Annotated in this window: 14 protein-coding genes; 4 read left to right on the top strand and 10 right to left on the bottom strand. The window is 52.2% G+C overall.

Annotated elements, in window-relative coordinates; translation table 11 throughout:
* The first annotated feature begins 56 nt into the window (after positions 1–56).
* Positions 57–1,763, top strand: a complete 1,707-nt coding sequence (locus H8K38_RS10435; RefSeq protein ID WP_186884769.1) for a thiamine pyrophosphate-binding protein — start codon at positions 57–59, stop codon at positions 1,761–1,763.
* A gap of 82 nt (positions 1,764–1,845) precedes the next feature.
* Positions 1,846–3,039, top strand: coding sequence for an MFS transporter (locus tag H8K38_RS10430; protein WP_186884768.1), 1,194 nt, complete (start codon positions 1,846–1,848; stop codon positions 3,037–3,039).
* Between the two features lie 27 nt (positions 3,040–3,066).
* On the opposite strand, the gene H8K38_RS10425 is transcribed toward H8K38_RS10430, so the two are convergent.
* Positions 3,067–3,240: a hypothetical protein gene (locus H8K38_RS10425; RefSeq protein WP_186884767.1), complete on the bottom strand. Its 174-nt coding sequence runs from the start codon at positions 3,238–3,240 to the stop codon at positions 3,067–3,069.
* Between the two features lie 298 nt (positions 3,241–3,538).
* Here H8K38_RS10425 and H8K38_RS10420 point away from each other — a divergent pair, with 298 nt between their 5' ends.
* On the top strand, positions 3,539–4,264 hold the full coding sequence (locus H8K38_RS10420) for a DNA/RNA non-specific endonuclease (protein WP_186884766.1): 726 nt from the start codon (positions 3,539–3,541) through the stop codon (positions 4,262–4,264).
* Between the two features lie 70 nt (positions 4,265–4,334).
* Here the strand turns inward: H8K38_RS10420 and H8K38_RS10415 are convergent, their stop codons facing one another.
* The 6 genes from H8K38_RS10415 to H8K38_RS10390 form a co-directional block, all read right to left on the bottom strand.
* Entirely contained in the window at positions 4,335–5,111 is a 777-nt protein-coding gene (locus tag H8K38_RS10415) for an enoyl-CoA hydratase (protein ID WP_186884765.1), read from the bottom strand.
* A 223-nt stretch (positions 5,112–5,334) separates the two neighbouring features.
* On the bottom strand, positions 5,335–6,531 hold the full coding sequence (locus tag H8K38_RS10410) for an acetyl-CoA C-acyltransferase (RefSeq protein WP_186884764.1): 1,197 nt from the start codon (positions 6,529–6,531) through the stop codon (positions 5,335–5,337).
* Positions 6,532–6,654: 123 nt separating this feature from the next.
* Entirely contained in the window at positions 6,655–9,042 is a 2,388-nt protein-coding gene (locus H8K38_RS10405) for a 3-hydroxyacyl-CoA dehydrogenase/enoyl-CoA hydratase family protein (RefSeq protein ID WP_186884763.1), read from the bottom strand.
* A 193-nt stretch (positions 9,043–9,235) separates the two neighbouring features.
* Positions 9,236–11,026: an acyl-CoA dehydrogenase C-terminal domain-containing protein gene (locus H8K38_RS10400; RefSeq protein WP_186884762.1), complete on the bottom strand. Its 1,791-nt coding sequence runs from the start codon at positions 11,024–11,026 to the stop codon at positions 9,236–9,238.
* Between the two features lie 76 nt (positions 11,027–11,102).
* The gene (locus tag H8K38_RS10395) at positions 11,103–11,705 is read right to left on the bottom strand and encodes a TetR/AcrR family transcriptional regulator (protein ID WP_186884960.1); all 603 of its coding nucleotides are present in this window, start codon (positions 11,703–11,705) and stop codon (positions 11,103–11,105) included.
* A gap of 282 nt (positions 11,706–11,987) precedes the next feature.
* On the bottom strand, positions 11,988–12,383 hold the full coding sequence (locus tag H8K38_RS10390) for an RNA-binding S4 domain-containing protein (RefSeq protein ID WP_186884761.1): 396 nt from the start codon (positions 12,381–12,383) through the stop codon (positions 11,988–11,990).
* 267 nt (positions 12,384–12,650) lie between these two features.
* Here H8K38_RS10390 and H8K38_RS10385 point away from each other — a divergent pair, with 267 nt between their 5' ends.
* Positions 12,651–13,304, top strand: coding sequence for a TetR/AcrR family transcriptional regulator (locus tag H8K38_RS10385; protein ID WP_186884760.1), 654 nt, complete (start codon positions 12,651–12,653; stop codon positions 13,302–13,304).
* A gap of 186 nt (positions 13,305–13,490) precedes the next feature.
* Here H8K38_RS10385 and H8K38_RS10380 read toward each other — a convergent pair whose 3' ends face one another.
* The 3 genes from H8K38_RS10380 to H8K38_RS10370 are packed head-to-tail and all read right to left on the bottom strand — an operon-like array spanning position 13,491 to position 16,277.
* Complete coding sequence (locus tag H8K38_RS10380; protein WP_186884759.1) at positions 13,491–14,291, bottom strand: DUF429 domain-containing protein; 801 nt, start codon at positions 14,289–14,291, stop codon at positions 13,491–13,493.
* Positions 14,288–15,460, bottom strand: a complete 1,173-nt coding sequence (locus H8K38_RS10375; protein ID WP_186884758.1) for a phosphatidylserine/phosphatidylglycerophosphate/cardiolipin synthase family protein — start codon at positions 15,458–15,460, stop codon at positions 14,288–14,290. The genes H8K38_RS10380 and H8K38_RS10375 overlap by 4 nt, the downstream gene beginning before the upstream one ends.
* A 10-nt stretch (positions 15,461–15,470) precedes the next feature.
* Entirely contained in the window at positions 15,471–16,277 is an 807-nt protein-coding gene (locus H8K38_RS10370; RefSeq protein ID WP_186884757.1) for an endonuclease/exonuclease/phosphatase family protein, read from the bottom strand.
* Between the last annotated feature and the right edge of the window lie 2 nt (positions 16,278–16,279).

Here is a 16,279-nt window from a genome sequence, read left to right as displayed (position 1 = left end):
CAAATTCGGCAAGCTTTCTGTTAGCGTATGGTTTTTCCTTTTTAGCTATTACTGTCATGTTGAAATCTCGCTCGGGTGGTCAGTTAATTGTCGATGCTTTGCAAATCCAAGGTGTCGATACTATTTTTGGTGTACCCGGCGAGAGTTACCTGCCGGTGCTGGATGCGCTGCATGACAGCGCGATACGCTTCATCATTAACCGCCAGGAAGGTGGTGCGGCATTTATGGCCGATGCCTATGGCAAGATGACAGGCAAGCCCGGCATCTGCTTTGTGACACGCGGGCCGGGTGCCACCAATGCCTCGATAGGCGTGCATACCGCGTATCAGGATTCGACGCCGATGATCCTTTTCATCGGTCAGGTCGGCAATGATTTTGTGGAGCGCGAAGCCTTCCAGGAAATCGATTACCGCCGCATGTTTGGCCCTATGGCGAAATGGGTGGCGCAAATCGACCGCGCCGACCGCGTACCCGAATACATTGCCCGTGCCTTTCAGGTCGCCACCAGCGGCCGGCCCGGCCCGGTGGTGCTGGCACTGCCGGAAGACATGCTGGCCCAAACGGTGGAAGTGGCGGATACCCTGCATTACACGCCGGTACAGGCTTATCCTTCGCCAGCACAACTGGGCCAGCTACGCAGCATGCTGGAGGCGGCTGAGCGTCCCGTGCTGATTCTGGGCGGCAGCGGCTGGGATCAGACCGCCTGCACGCAGCTGCGTGAATTCGCAGAACTGAATCATTTGCCGGTCGCCTGCGCTTTCCGCTTCCAGGACTTGCTGGACAATGCGCATCCTAACTACATCGGCGATGTCGGCATCGGCATCAACCCACAACTGGCAAAACGTATACAACAAGCCGATCTGGTGATCGCGATCGGCCCGCGTCTGGGTGAAATGACGACCGGTGGCTATACCCTGCTCGAAGCGCCGCTACCAAAACAAACTCTGATACATGTACACAGCGATGCGCTGGAACTGGGACGCGTGTATCAGGCACCGCTGATGATCAACAGCGGCATGAAAGAATTCGCGCATGCGCTGTCAGAACTGAGCAAGCAGGGCAAGTTAAAAAGCGCCACACTCTGGCAGCACAGCGTGGCGGAAGCCAAAGCAGAACTGCGCGCCTGGCAGCAGGAACCCGCCATTTTTGCCAAAGAAAATGCGCCGCTCAATCTGTGGCAAGTGGTGCAGGACATTATGCAGCTGGCACCGACGGACAGCATCATCACCAATGGCGCAGGCAATTACGCGACCTGGGCTCATCGCTACTTCCGTTATGCCGGACTGCGCACCCAACTGGCACCGACGTCAGGCGCGATGGGTTACAGCGTGCCTTCCGGCGTAGCGGCCAAACTCATCGCACCGGAACGTTGCGTAATCACATTTGCCGGTGACGGTGAATACATGATGAATGGTCAGGAGCTCGCCACGGCCGTACAGTACCGCGCCGGGGTCATCATCATTGTGTTTAATAATGGCATGTACGGCACCATACGCATGCATCAGGAACGTGAATTTCCGGGACGTGTGTCCGGCACGGAATTACACAATCCTGATTTTGCCGCACTGGCCCGCGCTTATGGTGCGAGTGGGGAAACCGTCCTGACGACAGCTGAATTCGGCTCGGCGCTGGAACGCGCTCTAAAGCATACGCACGATCACCAGTTACCGGCTCTGATCGAACTGCGTTACGACGGCAATCTGATCACCCCGGGCGCCACGCTGGAAACTCTGCGACAAACAGCACGTAATGCGGGAAAATGATCAGCACTGACCAGATCCGTTTCAGATAAATTAAATTCCTGCATTTATCACCATTGGCGCAGATGATTTTCGCTTAACACACATGACACGTCCCCAAATTCCCAGAAGTATCTGGATACTCGGTTTCGTCAGCATGCTGATGGATATTTCTTCAGAAATGATTCATAGCCTGCTGCCGATGTTTATGGTTGGAACCCTGGGGATCAGTGTGTTTGTGGTGGGCGTGATTGACGGTATCGCCGAATCAACGACCTTGCTGGTTAAAGTATTTTCCGGTGCACTCAGTGATCGTCTCGGAAAACGCAAAATGCTGGCGGTGTTTGGCTATGGGATCAGTGCCTTCTCCAAACCTCTGTTCGCACTTTCGCAGGGGATGGGGTTGCTATTAACCGCCCGCCTTCTCGACCGCGCCGGCAAAGGTATCCGTGGCGCTCCGCGCGATGCACTCATTACGGATATTACGCCGGCAGAAATCCGTGGCCAAGCCTTTGGTTTAAGACAGTCACTCGATACGATAGGTGCCGTCGCCGGACCACTGCTGGCCACGGCGCTGATGCTGTTATGGGCAAACGATTACCGCCATATTTTCTGGCTTGCAGTGATACCGGGGCTGGGGGCAATGCTACTGCTGTTTGTCGGCGTGCAAGAGCCGGATACCAGGCCGCAAACCAGCCTTGGCAATCCACTCAGCAAGCACAATCTGAAACGCATGGGGCGGGAATACTGGTGGGTCGTTTCTCTCGGATGTTTGTTTACGCTCGCCCGATTCAGCGAAGCATTTCTGATCTTACGGGCACAACAATTATCCGTTCCTGTCGCGCTGGTGCCACTTGTGATGGTCGCCATGAACCTCGTCTATGCGGCGACAGCTTATCCATTTGGTAAACTGTCAGACCGCATATCTCATCGCCATATGCTCGCTGGCGGATTAGTCATACTGATTGCCTCTGACCTGATACTCGGATACAGCCAGAGCTGGAGTGGATTGTTAGCTGGCATCACGCTCTGGGGCATACATATGGGAATGACGCAAGGCCTGCTGGCAAGTATGGTCGCCTCCAGTGCACCATCTGATTTACGCGGTACAGCATTTGGCTTTTTCAATCTGGTCAGCGGTATCGCTCTGTTGCTTGCCAGCGTGGTAGCGGGTCTTTTATGGGATCAGTTGGGATCAACTTTCACCTTTTATACCGGCGCGGCATTTGCCACCGTCAGCCTGATTGGTTTATTGGTGCATTCAGCTCGCAACGCGCCGTTACTGTCTGAAAAAAAATAAACGTAAACATCGGCTCCCCAAAAAAAATCAGTCGGTGTCATCCCCACCGGACCGACCGGATAACACACCATGCAGGCGTTGCTTGTACTTTCGCCGTTCTGCCCGCGCCGGTTGAGATGCGCCATGCGCCCCGCCTTTACGCTGTTTCACTAATACAGCCAAAGGATTGCGCGGTTTTGGCAATTTGACTCTGATCTTCATCGATGAACTTCCCTGAAAAATGATCGGTGTGTTAGTGGCATACGCCTCGCCAGCACACACCTTACGAATAGCGGCACCTGATTAAATAGTGAGCAAACCAATGTTCGGTAGTGCGACTCTACTGCACGGAAGCAAATAAATAAACACAACTGAGATTTGTTGCCGTTAAAATTCGTGTCGGAAATGTGCTGCTGCACTTTCTCTTCGCTTCACTCTCCCGCTTTGCTGATGGCCGCGTGGTTGTATGAGTTGCGGTTTTCAGTTCCTGTTTTTCTTTTGATTTTCGCGCATAAAATTCATGTTCAAAAAGTTTATTTTCGCGTTAGCGTTAGCGCTATCGTCGTCTGCCAGTTTTGCCGCCCCGCCATTTTCAGAATGTCGCCAATTTTTTTCCGGAGGACAGATTCCCGTTATCCCGCATGAAACCGAACTCAATGCACGGGCATTGTGCTATTCATCGTTCGCGATCCTTCATTCGGCCAAAAGCCACACACCGATTTATGTCGCAGAAAAACTCAACCGACAAACCATCATCGATGCGAAAGGAAACGAAAGAACGAATCGTTTTTTTGCCGATGCCCGTTTGCCTCGTGCTGAACGCGCAGAACTGAGCGATTACAAGAACTCCGGCTATGATCGAGGTCACATGGCGCCGGCAGGAAATATGGCAACACCGGAAGCAATGGCGCAGAGTTTTTCTCTTGCAAACATGGTTCCGCAAGCACCGGAAAACAATAGAAAGACCTGGGCATCGATAGAAAATGCGACACGTAAATACGCCATGCGTGCCCGTGGTGATGTCTATGTCCTGACTGGTCCGGTATTTGAAGCCAGACCAACAACGATAGGAGAGAATAAAGTCTGGGTACCCAAATATCTTTTCAAACTGGTCTATGACCCGTCAGAAAACAAGAGATGGGCTTACTGGGTCGAAAACATCGACAATACAAAAGCGGGAAAACCGATCACCTATGAAGAACTGGTCAAACGCACAGGCATACAGTTCTTTACTGAGAGAATGTAAGCAACAAAATAAAAAACCTGTTCATGCCAATGAACAGGTTTTTTCACCAGATAAACGATTGATTCCGCTATCAGTTGAACTGACTGAAATCCGGTTTGCGTTTCTGGAAAAAGGCCATGAATGCTTCTTTGGCTTCTGGGCCATTCAGCATCGCCGCAAAATGTTTATTCTCTTCCAGCATTTTTGCATTCACTTCGGCAGGCTGATTCGCTTTCATCAGACGTTTAGTGACGCGTATCGACGCTGCGGGTAAAGCCACAATTTTTGCAGCGACTTGCTGCGCATACGGTAACAACTCGTCCAGCGGCAATACTTTGTTGACAAATCCCATCTCCAGCGCTTCCTGTGCGCTAAACGGTTCACCCAGCATCAATTTCTCAGCGGCACGCTGATAGCCGACGATTTTCTGGAAAATCATACTGGAAGCAAATTCAGGGCATAAACCCAATTGCGTGAATGGCATGGATAACTTCGCATTATCGGCAAGATAAATCAGATCACAATGCATCAGCAAGGTCGTACCGATGCCGACGGCTGCACCGGAAACAGCAGCAATTACCGGCTTACCCGATTCATTCAATGCCTGCATGAACTGATAGACAGGAGGTACAACCTCTGGTGAAGCAAGTGAAGAGGCATTTTTCATGAAGTCTTCAAGATCATTACCGGCAGTAAAAATTTCTGGTTTACCGGTAATCAGAATCGCCCGCACGGCATTGTCGCTCTCGGCATCACGCAATGCGTCAGCCATCGCCTGATACATTGCGGCAGTAATCGCATTTTTCTTTTCAGGGCGATTGAAGCTAATCGTCAGAATGCCATTTTCTTTGTGAGTCAGGATATCCATTATTTTGTCTCTTCAAATCGATTATTTTTTTGGGGTGTTATGAGCAGTAATTGTAAAGCCTGCTGCCAACAGGTATGAAGTTTTTCGTCATCCATCGTGCACTGTCAGCAGCAACAATTTGTCTCGCCCGTATGAGAGCAGATTCCAGATCATTTCACATACCTTTAAAAAAAACGCGCAGAAAAATTATTCTGCGCGTTTTGATTGCGGCCAGGCTTAAGGCTTACATGCGTTCGAAGATACCTGCTGCACCCATGCCGGTACCAACGCACATCGTCACCATACCGTATTTCAGATTGTTACGATGCAATGCATGGATGGTGGTTGCGGAACGGATTGCACCGGTTGCACCCAGTGGATGACCCAATGCAATCGCGCCACCCATAGGGTTCACTTTCGCTGGGTCGAGGCCGAGGTCTTGCACCACGGCTAACGATTGAGCTGCAAACGCTTCGTTCAGTTCAAACCAGTCGATCTGATCTTGCGTGATACCAGCGGCGCGGCAAGCAGCCGGGATCGCTTCTTTCGGACCGATGCCCATGATTTCCGGTGGTACGCCACGCACGGCGAAAGACGCGAAACGTGCCAGCGGTGTCAGGTTGAATTGCTTCAGGATTTTTTCACTCACGATCAGCAAAGCACCTGCACCGTCGGAAGTCTGGGAACTGTTACCGGCAGTAACGCTGCCTTTGGCGGCGAACACGGCTTTCAGTTTTGCCAGACCTTCCAGCGATGTATCAGGACGTGCACCTTCATCGCGTGTCACGGTACGGGTTTTCAGTTCGATTTCGCCAGTCGCCAGATTCGGCACACGGTCGATGATATCCACAGAAGTGGTTTCCGCATCGAAGTAGCCCGCGTTTTGCGCAGCGATTGCACGTTGATGCGATTGCAAGGCAAATGCGTCTTGTGCTTCACGGGAAACTTTCCATTGCGCAGCAACTTTTTCCGCTGTCAGACCCATACCGTAAGCGATACCGGCATTTTCATCTTTCAGAATCGCCATATTCATCGATGGATTGTTACCCATCATCGGTACCATGGACATCGATTCGACACCGGCAGCGATCATCACGTCGGCCTGACCAACGCGGATGCGGTCAGCCGCCATTGCCACGGCGGTGATACCGGATGCGCAGTAACGGTTAATCGTGACGCCACCGATAGTGTTAGGCAAACCTGCCAGCAACACACCCATACGCGCCAGATTCAAGCCCTGAGCGCCTTCTGGAAACGAGCAGCCGACAATCGCGTCTTCGATCAGTTTCGGATCCAGATTAGGTACCTGTGCCACTGCCGATTGCAGTACGCGCACCAGCAGATCATCAGGACGGGTGTTACGGAACATACCGCGACCGGATTTGCCGATCGGGGTGCGTGTAGCAGAGACGATGTATGCGTCTTGAAGTTGTTTAGTCATTTTGAGTACTCCTTTTGAGTAAAGTCAATTTGTATCCGGAAGGAGAGCAAGGCGCGCTATCGAAGACAGTACTTTAATACGCCAAGATTGCGTAACGCAGCTATCGTTCCGGTGACAAATTGATTAATTGCGTACTGGTTTGCCGGTTTGCATCATGCCCATAATGCGCTCTTGCGTTTTCGGATGATTCAGCAATTCCATAAACGCCTTACGTTCCATGTCGAGCAACCATTGTTCGCTGACCAGACTGCCATTATCGATATCGCCGCCGCAAACAACTTCAGCAATCATCTTGCCGAGTTTGAAGTCATGCGCAGAAATGAAGCCGCCGTCACGCATATTGATCAATTGCGCGCCGATTGTTGCGATGCCATGACGACCAGTGACCGGCACCAGCTTTCTCATCGGTGCACGATAGCCAGCATCAAACATCGCACGTGCTTCTACCTTCGCTACATGCAGCAATTCATAAGGGTTGAACACGACGACATCGCTGTCAGACAGGTAACCCATTTTCTTCGCTTCCAGCGCAGATTTGGATACCGCTGCAGTCGCTGCATTGGTGAAGTAGTTTTTCAGGAATTGCAGCAAGTCTGTGCCTTTGGCATCAGCTGCCGCGCGCACTGCTGCTTCTTTCAGACCACCACCGCCAGGAACCAGACCAACGCCGACTTCAACCAAACCGATGTAGGATTCTATCGACGCCACGCGTTTTGCTGCGTGCATCATCAATTCGCAACCGCCACCAAGTGCCAGACCAGAAACGGCTGCCACCACAGGAATGTTTGCGTATTTCAATGCCTGATGCGCATTTTGCAGACGGGAAATCGCAGGCTCGATCGCTTTCACACCACCGGACATGAACAGCGGCAGCATCGCTTGCAAGTCAGCACCGGCGGAGAACGCGCCGCCATCAGCTGCATCAGCACTCCAGATCACCAGACCTTTGTAATTCTTCTCAGCTTCGGCGATCGCTTTTTCCATGCCTTCGATCACGCCAGGGCCAATCACGTGCATCTTGGTTTTCATCGACAGAATCAGCACATCATCATTCTGATGCCAGATACGGACGGAATCATCTTCGAAGAATGTTGTACCGGCTGTTGCACCAGTCGCTGCGCCAGTACCGAGTACAGGAGCACGGAATGCCTGACGGTCGTACACAGCGAGTTTGGAACGCGGAACATAAGTGCTGCTTGCTGGCGACCAGGAACCTTCAGCTGTGTGCACGCCGGTGCGGCCATCGAATACCCACGCTGGCAATGGAGCGTTACACAATGCTTTACCGGCGTCGATATCTTCTTTGACCCAGCCAGCTACTTCCTGCCAGCCTGATGCCTGCCATGTTTCAAACGGACCTACCTGCCAACCGAAACCCCAGCGCATCGCAAAGTCGATGTCGCGTGCATTGTCGGCAATCGTTGCGCCATGCACAGCGATGTAATGGAACGCATCACGGAAAATCGCCCACAGGAACTGCGCCTGTACATTGGTCGATTCACGCAAGGTCTTCATTTTTTTGACTGGATCTTTTTCTTTCAGCATGCGGGCAACCACGTCATCTGCTTTCGCGCCGCCAGTCACGTATTGTGCTGTCGCGAAGTCAAGACGCTGAATGTCTTTACCCACTTTTTTGTAGAAACCGGCACCGGTTTTAGAACCGAGAGCACCGGCTGCGACCAGCTTCGCCAATACTTCCGGTGTTTTATAGACCGCGAAGAAAGGATCATCGGCCAGATTGTCCTGCATGGTCTTGATTACATGACCCATGGTATCCAGACCAACCACGTCGGCAGTACGGAAAGTACCGGACGATGCACGACCGAGTTTTTTACCGGTCAGATCATCGACAACGTCAACGGTCAGACCAAATTTTTCTGCTTCATAAATCGTTGCCAGCATACCGAAAATACCGACGCGGTTAGCGATGAAGTTCGGCGAGTCTTTCGCACGAACGACGCCTTTACCCAGCGTTGTTGTCAGGAAGCCTTCGAGCTGGTCGATGATTTCAGGACGGGTAGCCACGGTAGGAATCAGTTCCACCAGATGCATGTAACGTGGCGGGTTGAAGAAGTGCACGCCGCAGAAACGCGCTTTCAGTTCTGCGTCAAAGCCTTCGGACAATGCTGTGATCGACAAGCCGGACGTATTCGAAGCGAAGATCGCAGTTGGCGCAATGTGTGGCGCAACTTTTTTGTACAGATCATGTTTCCAGTCCATACGTTCAGCAATCGCTTCGATGATCAGATCGCAGCCAGCCAACACGTCGAGATTGTCTTCGTAGTTAGCGACTTCGATCAGCGCAGCGTCGTCTTTATTGCCAAACGGTGCAGGATTGAGTTTTTTCAGGTTGTCGATCGCGCGCAGAACGATGCCGTTTTTCGGGCCTTCTTTGGCAGGCAGATCAAACAGAACGACAGGCACTTTTGCATTGACGCAATGTGCAGCAATTTGCGCACCCATAACGCCAGCGCCGAGAACGGCGACTTTTTTAACGATGAAATTGGTCATTTTTAACCTCGGTTAAATTCGTAAAACAACGAAAAGCAATTTTTTCAGATGACCCCTCTTAGCGAGAGGGTGGGAACGGGTGACAGATGAAGCAACTCCGGTTGGTATTCTGCTACCGAAGAGCTTCAATCTGATGACATCATTTCATCCGTTACCAATAACGCTCTCCGTTTGACGGGAGAGCGCATTTGCATCAGAACAGATCAGCTTCGAGAGACAACAGATTAGCGGAGCCGGAACGTGCCTGGCGGATCAGCATGGCTGTTTCAGGATACAGGCGGGCAAAGTAGAAACGTGCTGTAGCCAGTTTCGCTTTGTAGAAGGTATCGCCGGAATCTTGTTTCGCCAGAGCGATTTTTGCCATTTGTGCGAAGAAATAGCTGTACACCAGATGGCCGACCACACGCAGGTAAGGCACGGCAGCAGCGCCGACTTCATCTGGGTTCTGGAAGGCTTTCATGCCGATTTCCATCGTCAGCTTAGTCACTTTGTCACCGATTTCAGCCAGTGGCGTGATGAACTCTGCCATCGCTTCGTCTGTACCATTCGCTTCCACAAACGCCTGTACTTTCGCGCCGAATTTACGCAGTTTCGCGCCGTTGTCCATCAGGATTTTACGACCCAGCAAATCGAGTGACTGAACGGTGTTTGTACCTTCGTAAATCATGTTGATACGGGCATCACGCACGTATTGCTCCATGCCCCATTCAGCGATGAAACCGTGGCCGCCGTAGACTTGCAGACATTCAGATGTCGCAGTCCATGCGTTATCTGTCATGAAGGCTTTGATGACCGGTGTCAGCAACGCAACTTCATCAGCACAGTCTTTACGTACTTGCTCGTCAGGGTGATTCAGTTCTTTATCCAGTTGCAGCGCAACGTAGGAGCTGAATGCACGGCCAGCTTCTGCGTAGGCTTTTGCTGTGAACAGCATACGACGCACGTCAGCGTGAACGATAATCGGATCAGCGGCTTTGTCCGGTGCTTTCACGCCAGACAGACTACGCATCTGGATACGGTCTTTTGCATACACCAGCGCGTTTTGATACGCGACTTCGGTCAGACCCAGACCTTGCATACCAACGCCCAGACGCGCAGCGTTCATGAACACGAACATCGCATTCAGACCTTTGTGCGGGCCACCGATCAGCCAGCCGGTTGCACCGTCCAGATTCATCTGGCAAGTGGAGTTAGCATGGATACCCATTTTTTCTTCGATCGCGCCGCAGAAAATCGGGTTGCGCGCGCCCAGTGTGCTGTCTGCATTCGGCAAGAACTTCGGAACGATGAACAGAGAAATACCTTTCGAACCTTCTGGCGCATCTGGCAAACGTGCCAGCACCAGATGAACGATGTTTTCGGCAACATCATGTTCACCGGCAGAAATAAAGATTTTTGCGCCTGTGATTTTGTAAGAGCCGTCTGCCTGAGGTTCTGCTTTAGAACGCAGCAAACCCAGATCGGTACCGCAGTGTGGCTCTGTCAGACACATCGTACCTGTCCATTCACCGGAAACCAGCTTAGGCAGATACAACGCTTGCTGTTCTGGTGTGCCATGTTCATGGATACATTCGTAAGCACCGTGCGACAAGCCTGGGTACATCGTCCAGGCCTGGTTCGCAGAATTCATCATTTCATAGAAAGAATTGTTGATGACAACAGGCAAGCCCTGACCACCGAATTCTGGATCACAGGACAATGCTGGCCAACCAGCTTCCACGTACTGTTTGTACGCTTCTTTAAAGCCTTTTGGTGTCGTGACGGTGTGGTTTGTTTTGTCGTGGTGGCAGCCTTCGCGGTCACCGGAATGGTTCAGCGGGAAGATGACTTCAGAACTGAATTTGCCGCCTTCTTCCAGAATCTGATTGATGATGTCAGCATCGACTTCAGCATGCTTAGGCAGTTGCTTGAGTTCAGATTCAACATTCAATAATTCATGCAACACGAACTGCATATCACGCAATGGAGCGATATATTGACCCATGATTTTCTCCTGACGGCAAAGTTAGTACATTAGATTGAGAAACAAAATTTGGCTTGCAACAACAACGACAGCAGCCTCAGACTTTTGAAGCTGCTGGCGCGTAATATTCGATCATTCGTTCAAATCCGACCTGTGCCCTATCCACACTTCCCGGTTTGCGCAAGAAACGCGCATCGTGGTGCAGAGCGAGTATCAGTCCATACATTTCATACACGATCTGATCGGCATCCACATTGGCATTCAGATGACCAAGCTGGATGGCCTGACTTGCTGCGCGGTGCAATGCCCCTTGCCAGGCTTTCACCATGCCGACCAGTTCATCACGGATAGGTCCCTGCCGATCATCGTATTCGGCCGCGCCACTGATATAAATACAACCAGAGGCAATTTCAACCGTCACGCGTTTAATCCACAATGCAAACATCGACTGCAAACGCGGCAAGCCACGTTCTTCTTTCATGCTCGGGTAGAACACTTCCTGCTCAAAGTGATGGTGATATAACTTCAGCACTTCGATCTGCAAATCCTCGCGCGAGCCGAAATGAGCAAAAACGCCGGACTTGCTCATGTTCATCTTGTCGGCCAACAAACCTATCGTCAGACCTTCGATGCCATCACGACTGGCGGCGTCCAGTGCAACATCCAGAATGGCGGCGCGAGTCAATTCTCCCTTACGCATGAATTTCGATGTCATATTCATATTACATTGTTTTTATTGAAATGCTTCTTGCTTACATAAAACATGTAAACCAGTGAATTAATCGAACGCTCGTACTATTAAGCAGAGCGCATTAAAAGTCAAACCCGATTCCGTCTTTAGAGGAGAGTATCTACTTGTTTTGCTGGCCTGACGGCTGCCGTTTTTTTACTCCTTTTTTGCCGTATTTCTCTCTGAAATTCCAACCTCCACAACATTGCTGTCAAGCTGCCCCGTCGCGCTGCAATAGAGCTTTTCTTCAAATTAACCGCGGGTAAAATCGATTTGCCGCCGGTCACGCTTGGTCGGCCGCCCCTGCAGTTGAGCGGCAGGTTCGCGGAAATATTTTCTGTCTTCCGCTGCCTTACTGCGTTTTGCCAGACTCTCTGCCGTTTCTTCATACATCGTTTGCGCGACCGCTGCCGGTCCGCGCACATCAGAGACGCGCAGCACTTTGATCTGCCAGATTTGTTCGCCGTGCTGGACTTCGATCAGATCGCCAGCTTTCACACTATGCGCTGGCTTGATACGCTGTTCGTTCTGCAAAACCCGGCCCAGCTCGACGGCATGCGTGGCGAGGCTGCGGGTTTTAAAAAACCGCGCGGCCCATAGCCATTTATCGATACGGATCGTGTCGTTCTTCTCGTTCTTGTCGCTCATGTCTATCATTTTGTTCTGACGGCCGGCAGACCTGTGCCAGGTGTGACTGGCGACTAAAAAGGCGCCGCTGCCAAATCCGTACGTGCATTCTATTTTGAAGCAATGTATTGCAGCCCGACGGCAAATACAAGGCATTTATCTTGCCAGCACGGGAACAGCGGCGGATTCCGTTGCTTATGTTGCGGCGCGCATAGACAAGAATTCGCACGACCGTACAATTCACGACACCTTACTGTTGGCATAGACGTTTGCACCTTGGGATCTGTGATGAGCTCAGTTGATGATTTGAACGGAAAAAAGCGTGCCATTCTGATCGCTGCCGAAAAATGCTTTGCAGCGCAAAGCTACGAGGGCGTATCGATTCGCGACATTGCGCATGAAGCCGCAGTTCCCGTCGCGCTGGTGGGGTATTACTTCGGAGCCAAAAATGAGTTGTACCACGCGATCTTTGAATATCACAGCAGTTATCTGGCCGAGCGCCTGGAAAAATTACGTCATGCGCGCCAGCAGGCAAGGAACGACAGCATGCTCGATGCCGTCATTGCCGCCTTCATTTTGCCTACCCTGCAACTGAATCAACACCCGGAAGGCAAGTATTTCTGCCGCATGGTCATGCGCGGCGCCATCGACCAACACGAAGCCAGCGAACGTATTTATCAGGATTTTTACGAACCGATGGCGAAAGAATTTATTGCCGCCCTGCGAGACGCGCTGCCCTACGCCAGCGCCGACAGCATTTGCTGGAGTTATCAATTCACGCTGGGAGCGCTGCTACACCATGTCGTCGATACCAGTCTGCCGCGTCTGGCGGGTACGCCGTACGCTGACAAGCTGAATCTGAACGCCGCACCCTATTTGCTGAAATTCATCAGCAGCGGCATACGCGCCACCACCGATACGGGTGTCACAGAGGAAAATTAAGGATACTCCCCCCTGTTTTTATTAAAAACGCCTTCATCTCCTTGAGAATAAAGGGCTTTAAAACATACTGGGGGGAGTATATTTAGCATCAAAAACCGCTGAATTTGCACTTTACGGCGTCAACGCCGGATATTCGTTCAACGCTGGCTGACATCAGCCACAAATCCGGCATTTGCCAGACCTGATTCAGGCACCGACGATCCAGCCTTCGAGTGCATCAAACTCCGGCAAACCATAATTCTGTTCCCGCCGTTGCCACGCCCATGCGGCGAGCATCAGACAGAGCACGGCGTCGAGCAGATCGGCGCTGCCATCGTCGATCAGCGCATCGCGGAACTGTCCGGCATCCAGCCGAATCTGCCACGGGGTCGCGCCCTGCTCCAGCGCACCCAGGATGCGCTCACGCGCAAGGCGGCGTTCTTGTGTCTGCTTCGCCTTATCGTCGCTCTTGTACGAAGCGCTGGTAATACTGCGCGCCACCATGCCCGGATAAGCTTCCAGCGCGATCCGTTGCGGATCACCGGCAACCATGCCGGGAATGCTGACCTCGGCGGCCAGCAAGCGCGGCGCACCCGCGTGCAACATATACGCGACCGGAGGATTCACCCATTTCATCGAGGGCGACGAGCCTGCTGGAATATCGGTCGCCCGGTGCGCGAACTTGCCACCTACGGGGCGGGCATCGCAAAAAGCCTTAAATTGCAATCGCATCTCTGCGCGCGTGACAGTCGTCAAATGACGCATCAGGGCTGGCCATTCCTGCGGCCAATGCAGATGCGTCAGCAATTCGCGTGGCAAAGAAAAAGGTAAATCAAACCCAGCCAGCCACGGCCCGTCGTGTCTTAACCATGCGTCAAACGCCGCAAAACTCGTCAGCGATTGCAAACTGTCGAGACATAAAACGCCGGATCTCTGCACGCCGCTGGCGATGGTGATCGCCTTGCGTTTCGTCGGTGCAGAAGTGAAATCAACGCCGTACAGCCTCATCCGTAGCCACCCAGCGTGACAATGCGCATCAGACCGCGATACAGCAAATACACGCTGCCATACCAGGCACGCCGGTACCATGCGCGGCTGACATAGTCTTCCAGTAATACCTCAACGCCATCGTCAATGCCTTGTTGCAACTCGGTCGTCAGGCGCTGGTTAAAATGTTTGTCACGAATCACGATATTGGCCTCATGATTAACAAACAAGCTCAGCCCATCAAAGTTACTGGAACCAACTGTCGCCCAATCATTGTCGATCACAGCCACTTTCGCATGCAATTGTGTTTTCCTGTATTCAACAATGCGCACGCCTTTACTGAGTAACTTTGGATAGTAGGAATGCGCAACGGCGTCTTGCAAAACGAATTGATTCACGCCGATCAGCAGCGTTACATTCACGCCGCGTGACGCCGCAGAAATCAGAGCACTCCGGAATTTTCTGCCGGGCGCAAAATAAGGTGTTACCAGCACCGCACTCTGGCGTGCGTTGCCCAGCGCATGTAAATAAGCTTTTTGTATGGTGGCGCGGTTACGCAAATTATCGCGGACAACCAGCGCCGCCCGGCTGAGGTGCCGAAGCTGGCTGCGCGAGACTTTTGCATCGGTGCGCAAATCACGCATCAGACCAATACGCGACAGCAAATCGAGCCTGCCTGTGCGCCGCCATTGGGCATCAGCTTCCAGATGGATATGCGTGACCAGCGGGCCACTGATCGCGACCGCAAAATCCCAGCGTGGAAACGGTAAGGTATCCGCCCAGCCATCATCGGAAATGTCGTCGCTGATAATATTAAAGCCGCCCAGAAACGCACGCTGCCGGTCGATCACGCAAATCTTTCTGTGGGTGCGCGCCCATCCGCGCCGGAACCACGGATTAAAGCAACGGCACTCAACACCCCCGGCCACCAGCAAGGCAGTCAGTTGCAAAGCCTGATCGCGCCCGCTGCCCAGCCAGTCGATCACCACGCGCACCACGACACCGCGTTGCGCGGCCGCGATCAGCGCATCACGCACCTGCGTTGCCGTTACGTCGCTCGCAAAAATATAGGTTTCCAGACAGATTTCTTGTTGCGCCTGCGCTATCGCCGCCAGCAAGACAGAAAAATATTCGCCGCCAGAATGCAATAGCCGGACATCATTACCGTCGATGTAATGAAGCTTCTTCATGCCTCAAACATCAGCGAAGCTGGCGCAATTCAAGATGCGCCATGATGGGAACATGATCTGACAATTTGCGCCACGGGTCGCCGGTCATCACATTCGCTGCGGCAATGTGAAAGCCACGCAGATAGACGCGATCCAGACAAAGCCACGGAAAGCCCGCCGGAAATGTGCGGGCATGAGCAGAGGCGGACTGCGAAAATAAATGCGCCAGACCTTTGCGCTGGAATTTATCAGTACCATGCTGACCATCCACATCAAAGGCTTCCACTACGCCTAGCTGTTCATATAAAGCAGAACTGAGGCGTTGATTCCAGTCATTGAAATCCCCTGCGATGATCAGTGGCGCATCGGCTGGCGTATCTCTTTGGATGGTATCAATCAGCGCTTGAATCTGGCGTCGGCGACTGGCGGCAAATAAGCCCAAATGAATCACAAAACAATGAATATCGACCTGATCTGCGCGTACCACGGCATGCAAAATACCGCGTTGTTCATACGCGTGATCCGAGACATCATGATTCACCTGAGTGGTAATCGGAAAACGGCTGAGCAAGGCGTTGCCGTGATGCCCGTGTTCGTACACCGCATTCATACCGTACGCGACGTGATGCGATGCCCCCGCCAGAAATTCATGCTGCCCTTCTTGCGGCCAACTGAGATGTTTTCTGGCGTGCATATCATGCTGCCCCTGCACTTCCTGCAAAAACACCATATCGGCATCCAGCGCAGCAATCGCGTCTTTAATGCTGTGTATGCGCTCATGCCGGCCAAAAGCACTGACGCCTTTGTGGATGTTGTAGGTCGCAATGCGTAGCTTCATGA

The organism is Undibacterium sp. FT79W (genome assembly GCF_014284215.1).
Classification (GTDB): Bacteria; Pseudomonadota; Gammaproteobacteria; order Burkholderiales; family Burkholderiaceae_D; genus Undibacterium; species Undibacterium aquatile.
Note: the sequence above shows the minus strand (reverse complement) of the source record. Positions and strands in the feature narration are given on the sequence as shown.

Bases quoted from the DNA above. Each gene is read 5' to 3' on its own strand.
- H8K38_RS10420 (WP_186884766.1), top strand. From the start codon at position 3,539: ATGTTCAAAAAGTTTATTTTCGCGTTAGCGTTAGCGCTATCGTCGTCT.
- H8K38_RS10375 (WP_186884758.1), bottom strand. From the start codon at position 15,460: ATGAAGAAGCTTCATTACATCGACGGTAATGATGTCCGGCTATTGCAT.
- H8K38_RS10370 (WP_186884757.1), bottom strand. From the start codon at position 16,277: ATGAAGCTACGCATTGCGACCTACAACATCCACAAAGGCGTCAGTGCT.
- H8K38_RS10380 (WP_186884759.1), bottom strand. From the start codon at position 14,291: ATGAGGCTGTACGGCGTTGATTTCACTTCTGCACCGACGAAACGCAAG.
- H8K38_RS10430 (WP_186884768.1), top strand. From the start codon at position 1,846: ATGACACGTCCCCAAATTCCCAGAAGTATCTGGATACTCGGTTTCGTC.
- H8K38_RS10400 (WP_186884762.1), bottom strand. From the start codon at position 11,026: ATGGGTCAATATATCGCTCCATTGCGTGATATGCAGTTCGTGTTGCAT.
- H8K38_RS10415 (WP_186884765.1), bottom strand. From the start codon at position 5,111: ATGGATATCCTGACTCACAAAGAAAATGGCATTCTGACGATTAGCTTC.
- H8K38_RS10395 (WP_186884960.1), bottom strand. From the start codon at position 11,705: ATGCGTAAGGGAGAATTGACTCGCGCCGCCATTCTGGATGTTGCACTG.
- H8K38_RS10385 (WP_186884760.1), top strand. From the start codon at position 12,651: ATGAGCTCAGTTGATGATTTGAACGGAAAAAAGCGTGCCATTCTGATC.
- H8K38_RS10435 (WP_186884769.1), top strand. From the start codon at position 57: ATGTTGAAATCTCGCTCGGGTGGTCAGTTAATTGTCGATGCTTTGCAA.
- H8K38_RS10390 (WP_186884761.1), bottom strand. From the start codon at position 12,383: ATGAGCGACAAGAACGAGAAGAACGACACGATCCGTATCGATAAATGG.
- H8K38_RS10410 (WP_186884764.1), bottom strand. From the start codon at position 6,531: ATGACTAAACAACTTCAAGACGCATACATCGTCTCTGCTACACGCACC.
- H8K38_RS10405 (WP_186884763.1), bottom strand. From the start codon at position 9,042: ATGACCAATTTCATCGTTAAAAAAGTCGCCGTTCTCGGCGCTGGCGTT.
- H8K38_RS10425 (WP_186884767.1), bottom strand. From the start codon at position 3,240: ATGAAGATCAGAGTCAAATTGCCAAAACCGCGCAATCCTTTGGCTGTA.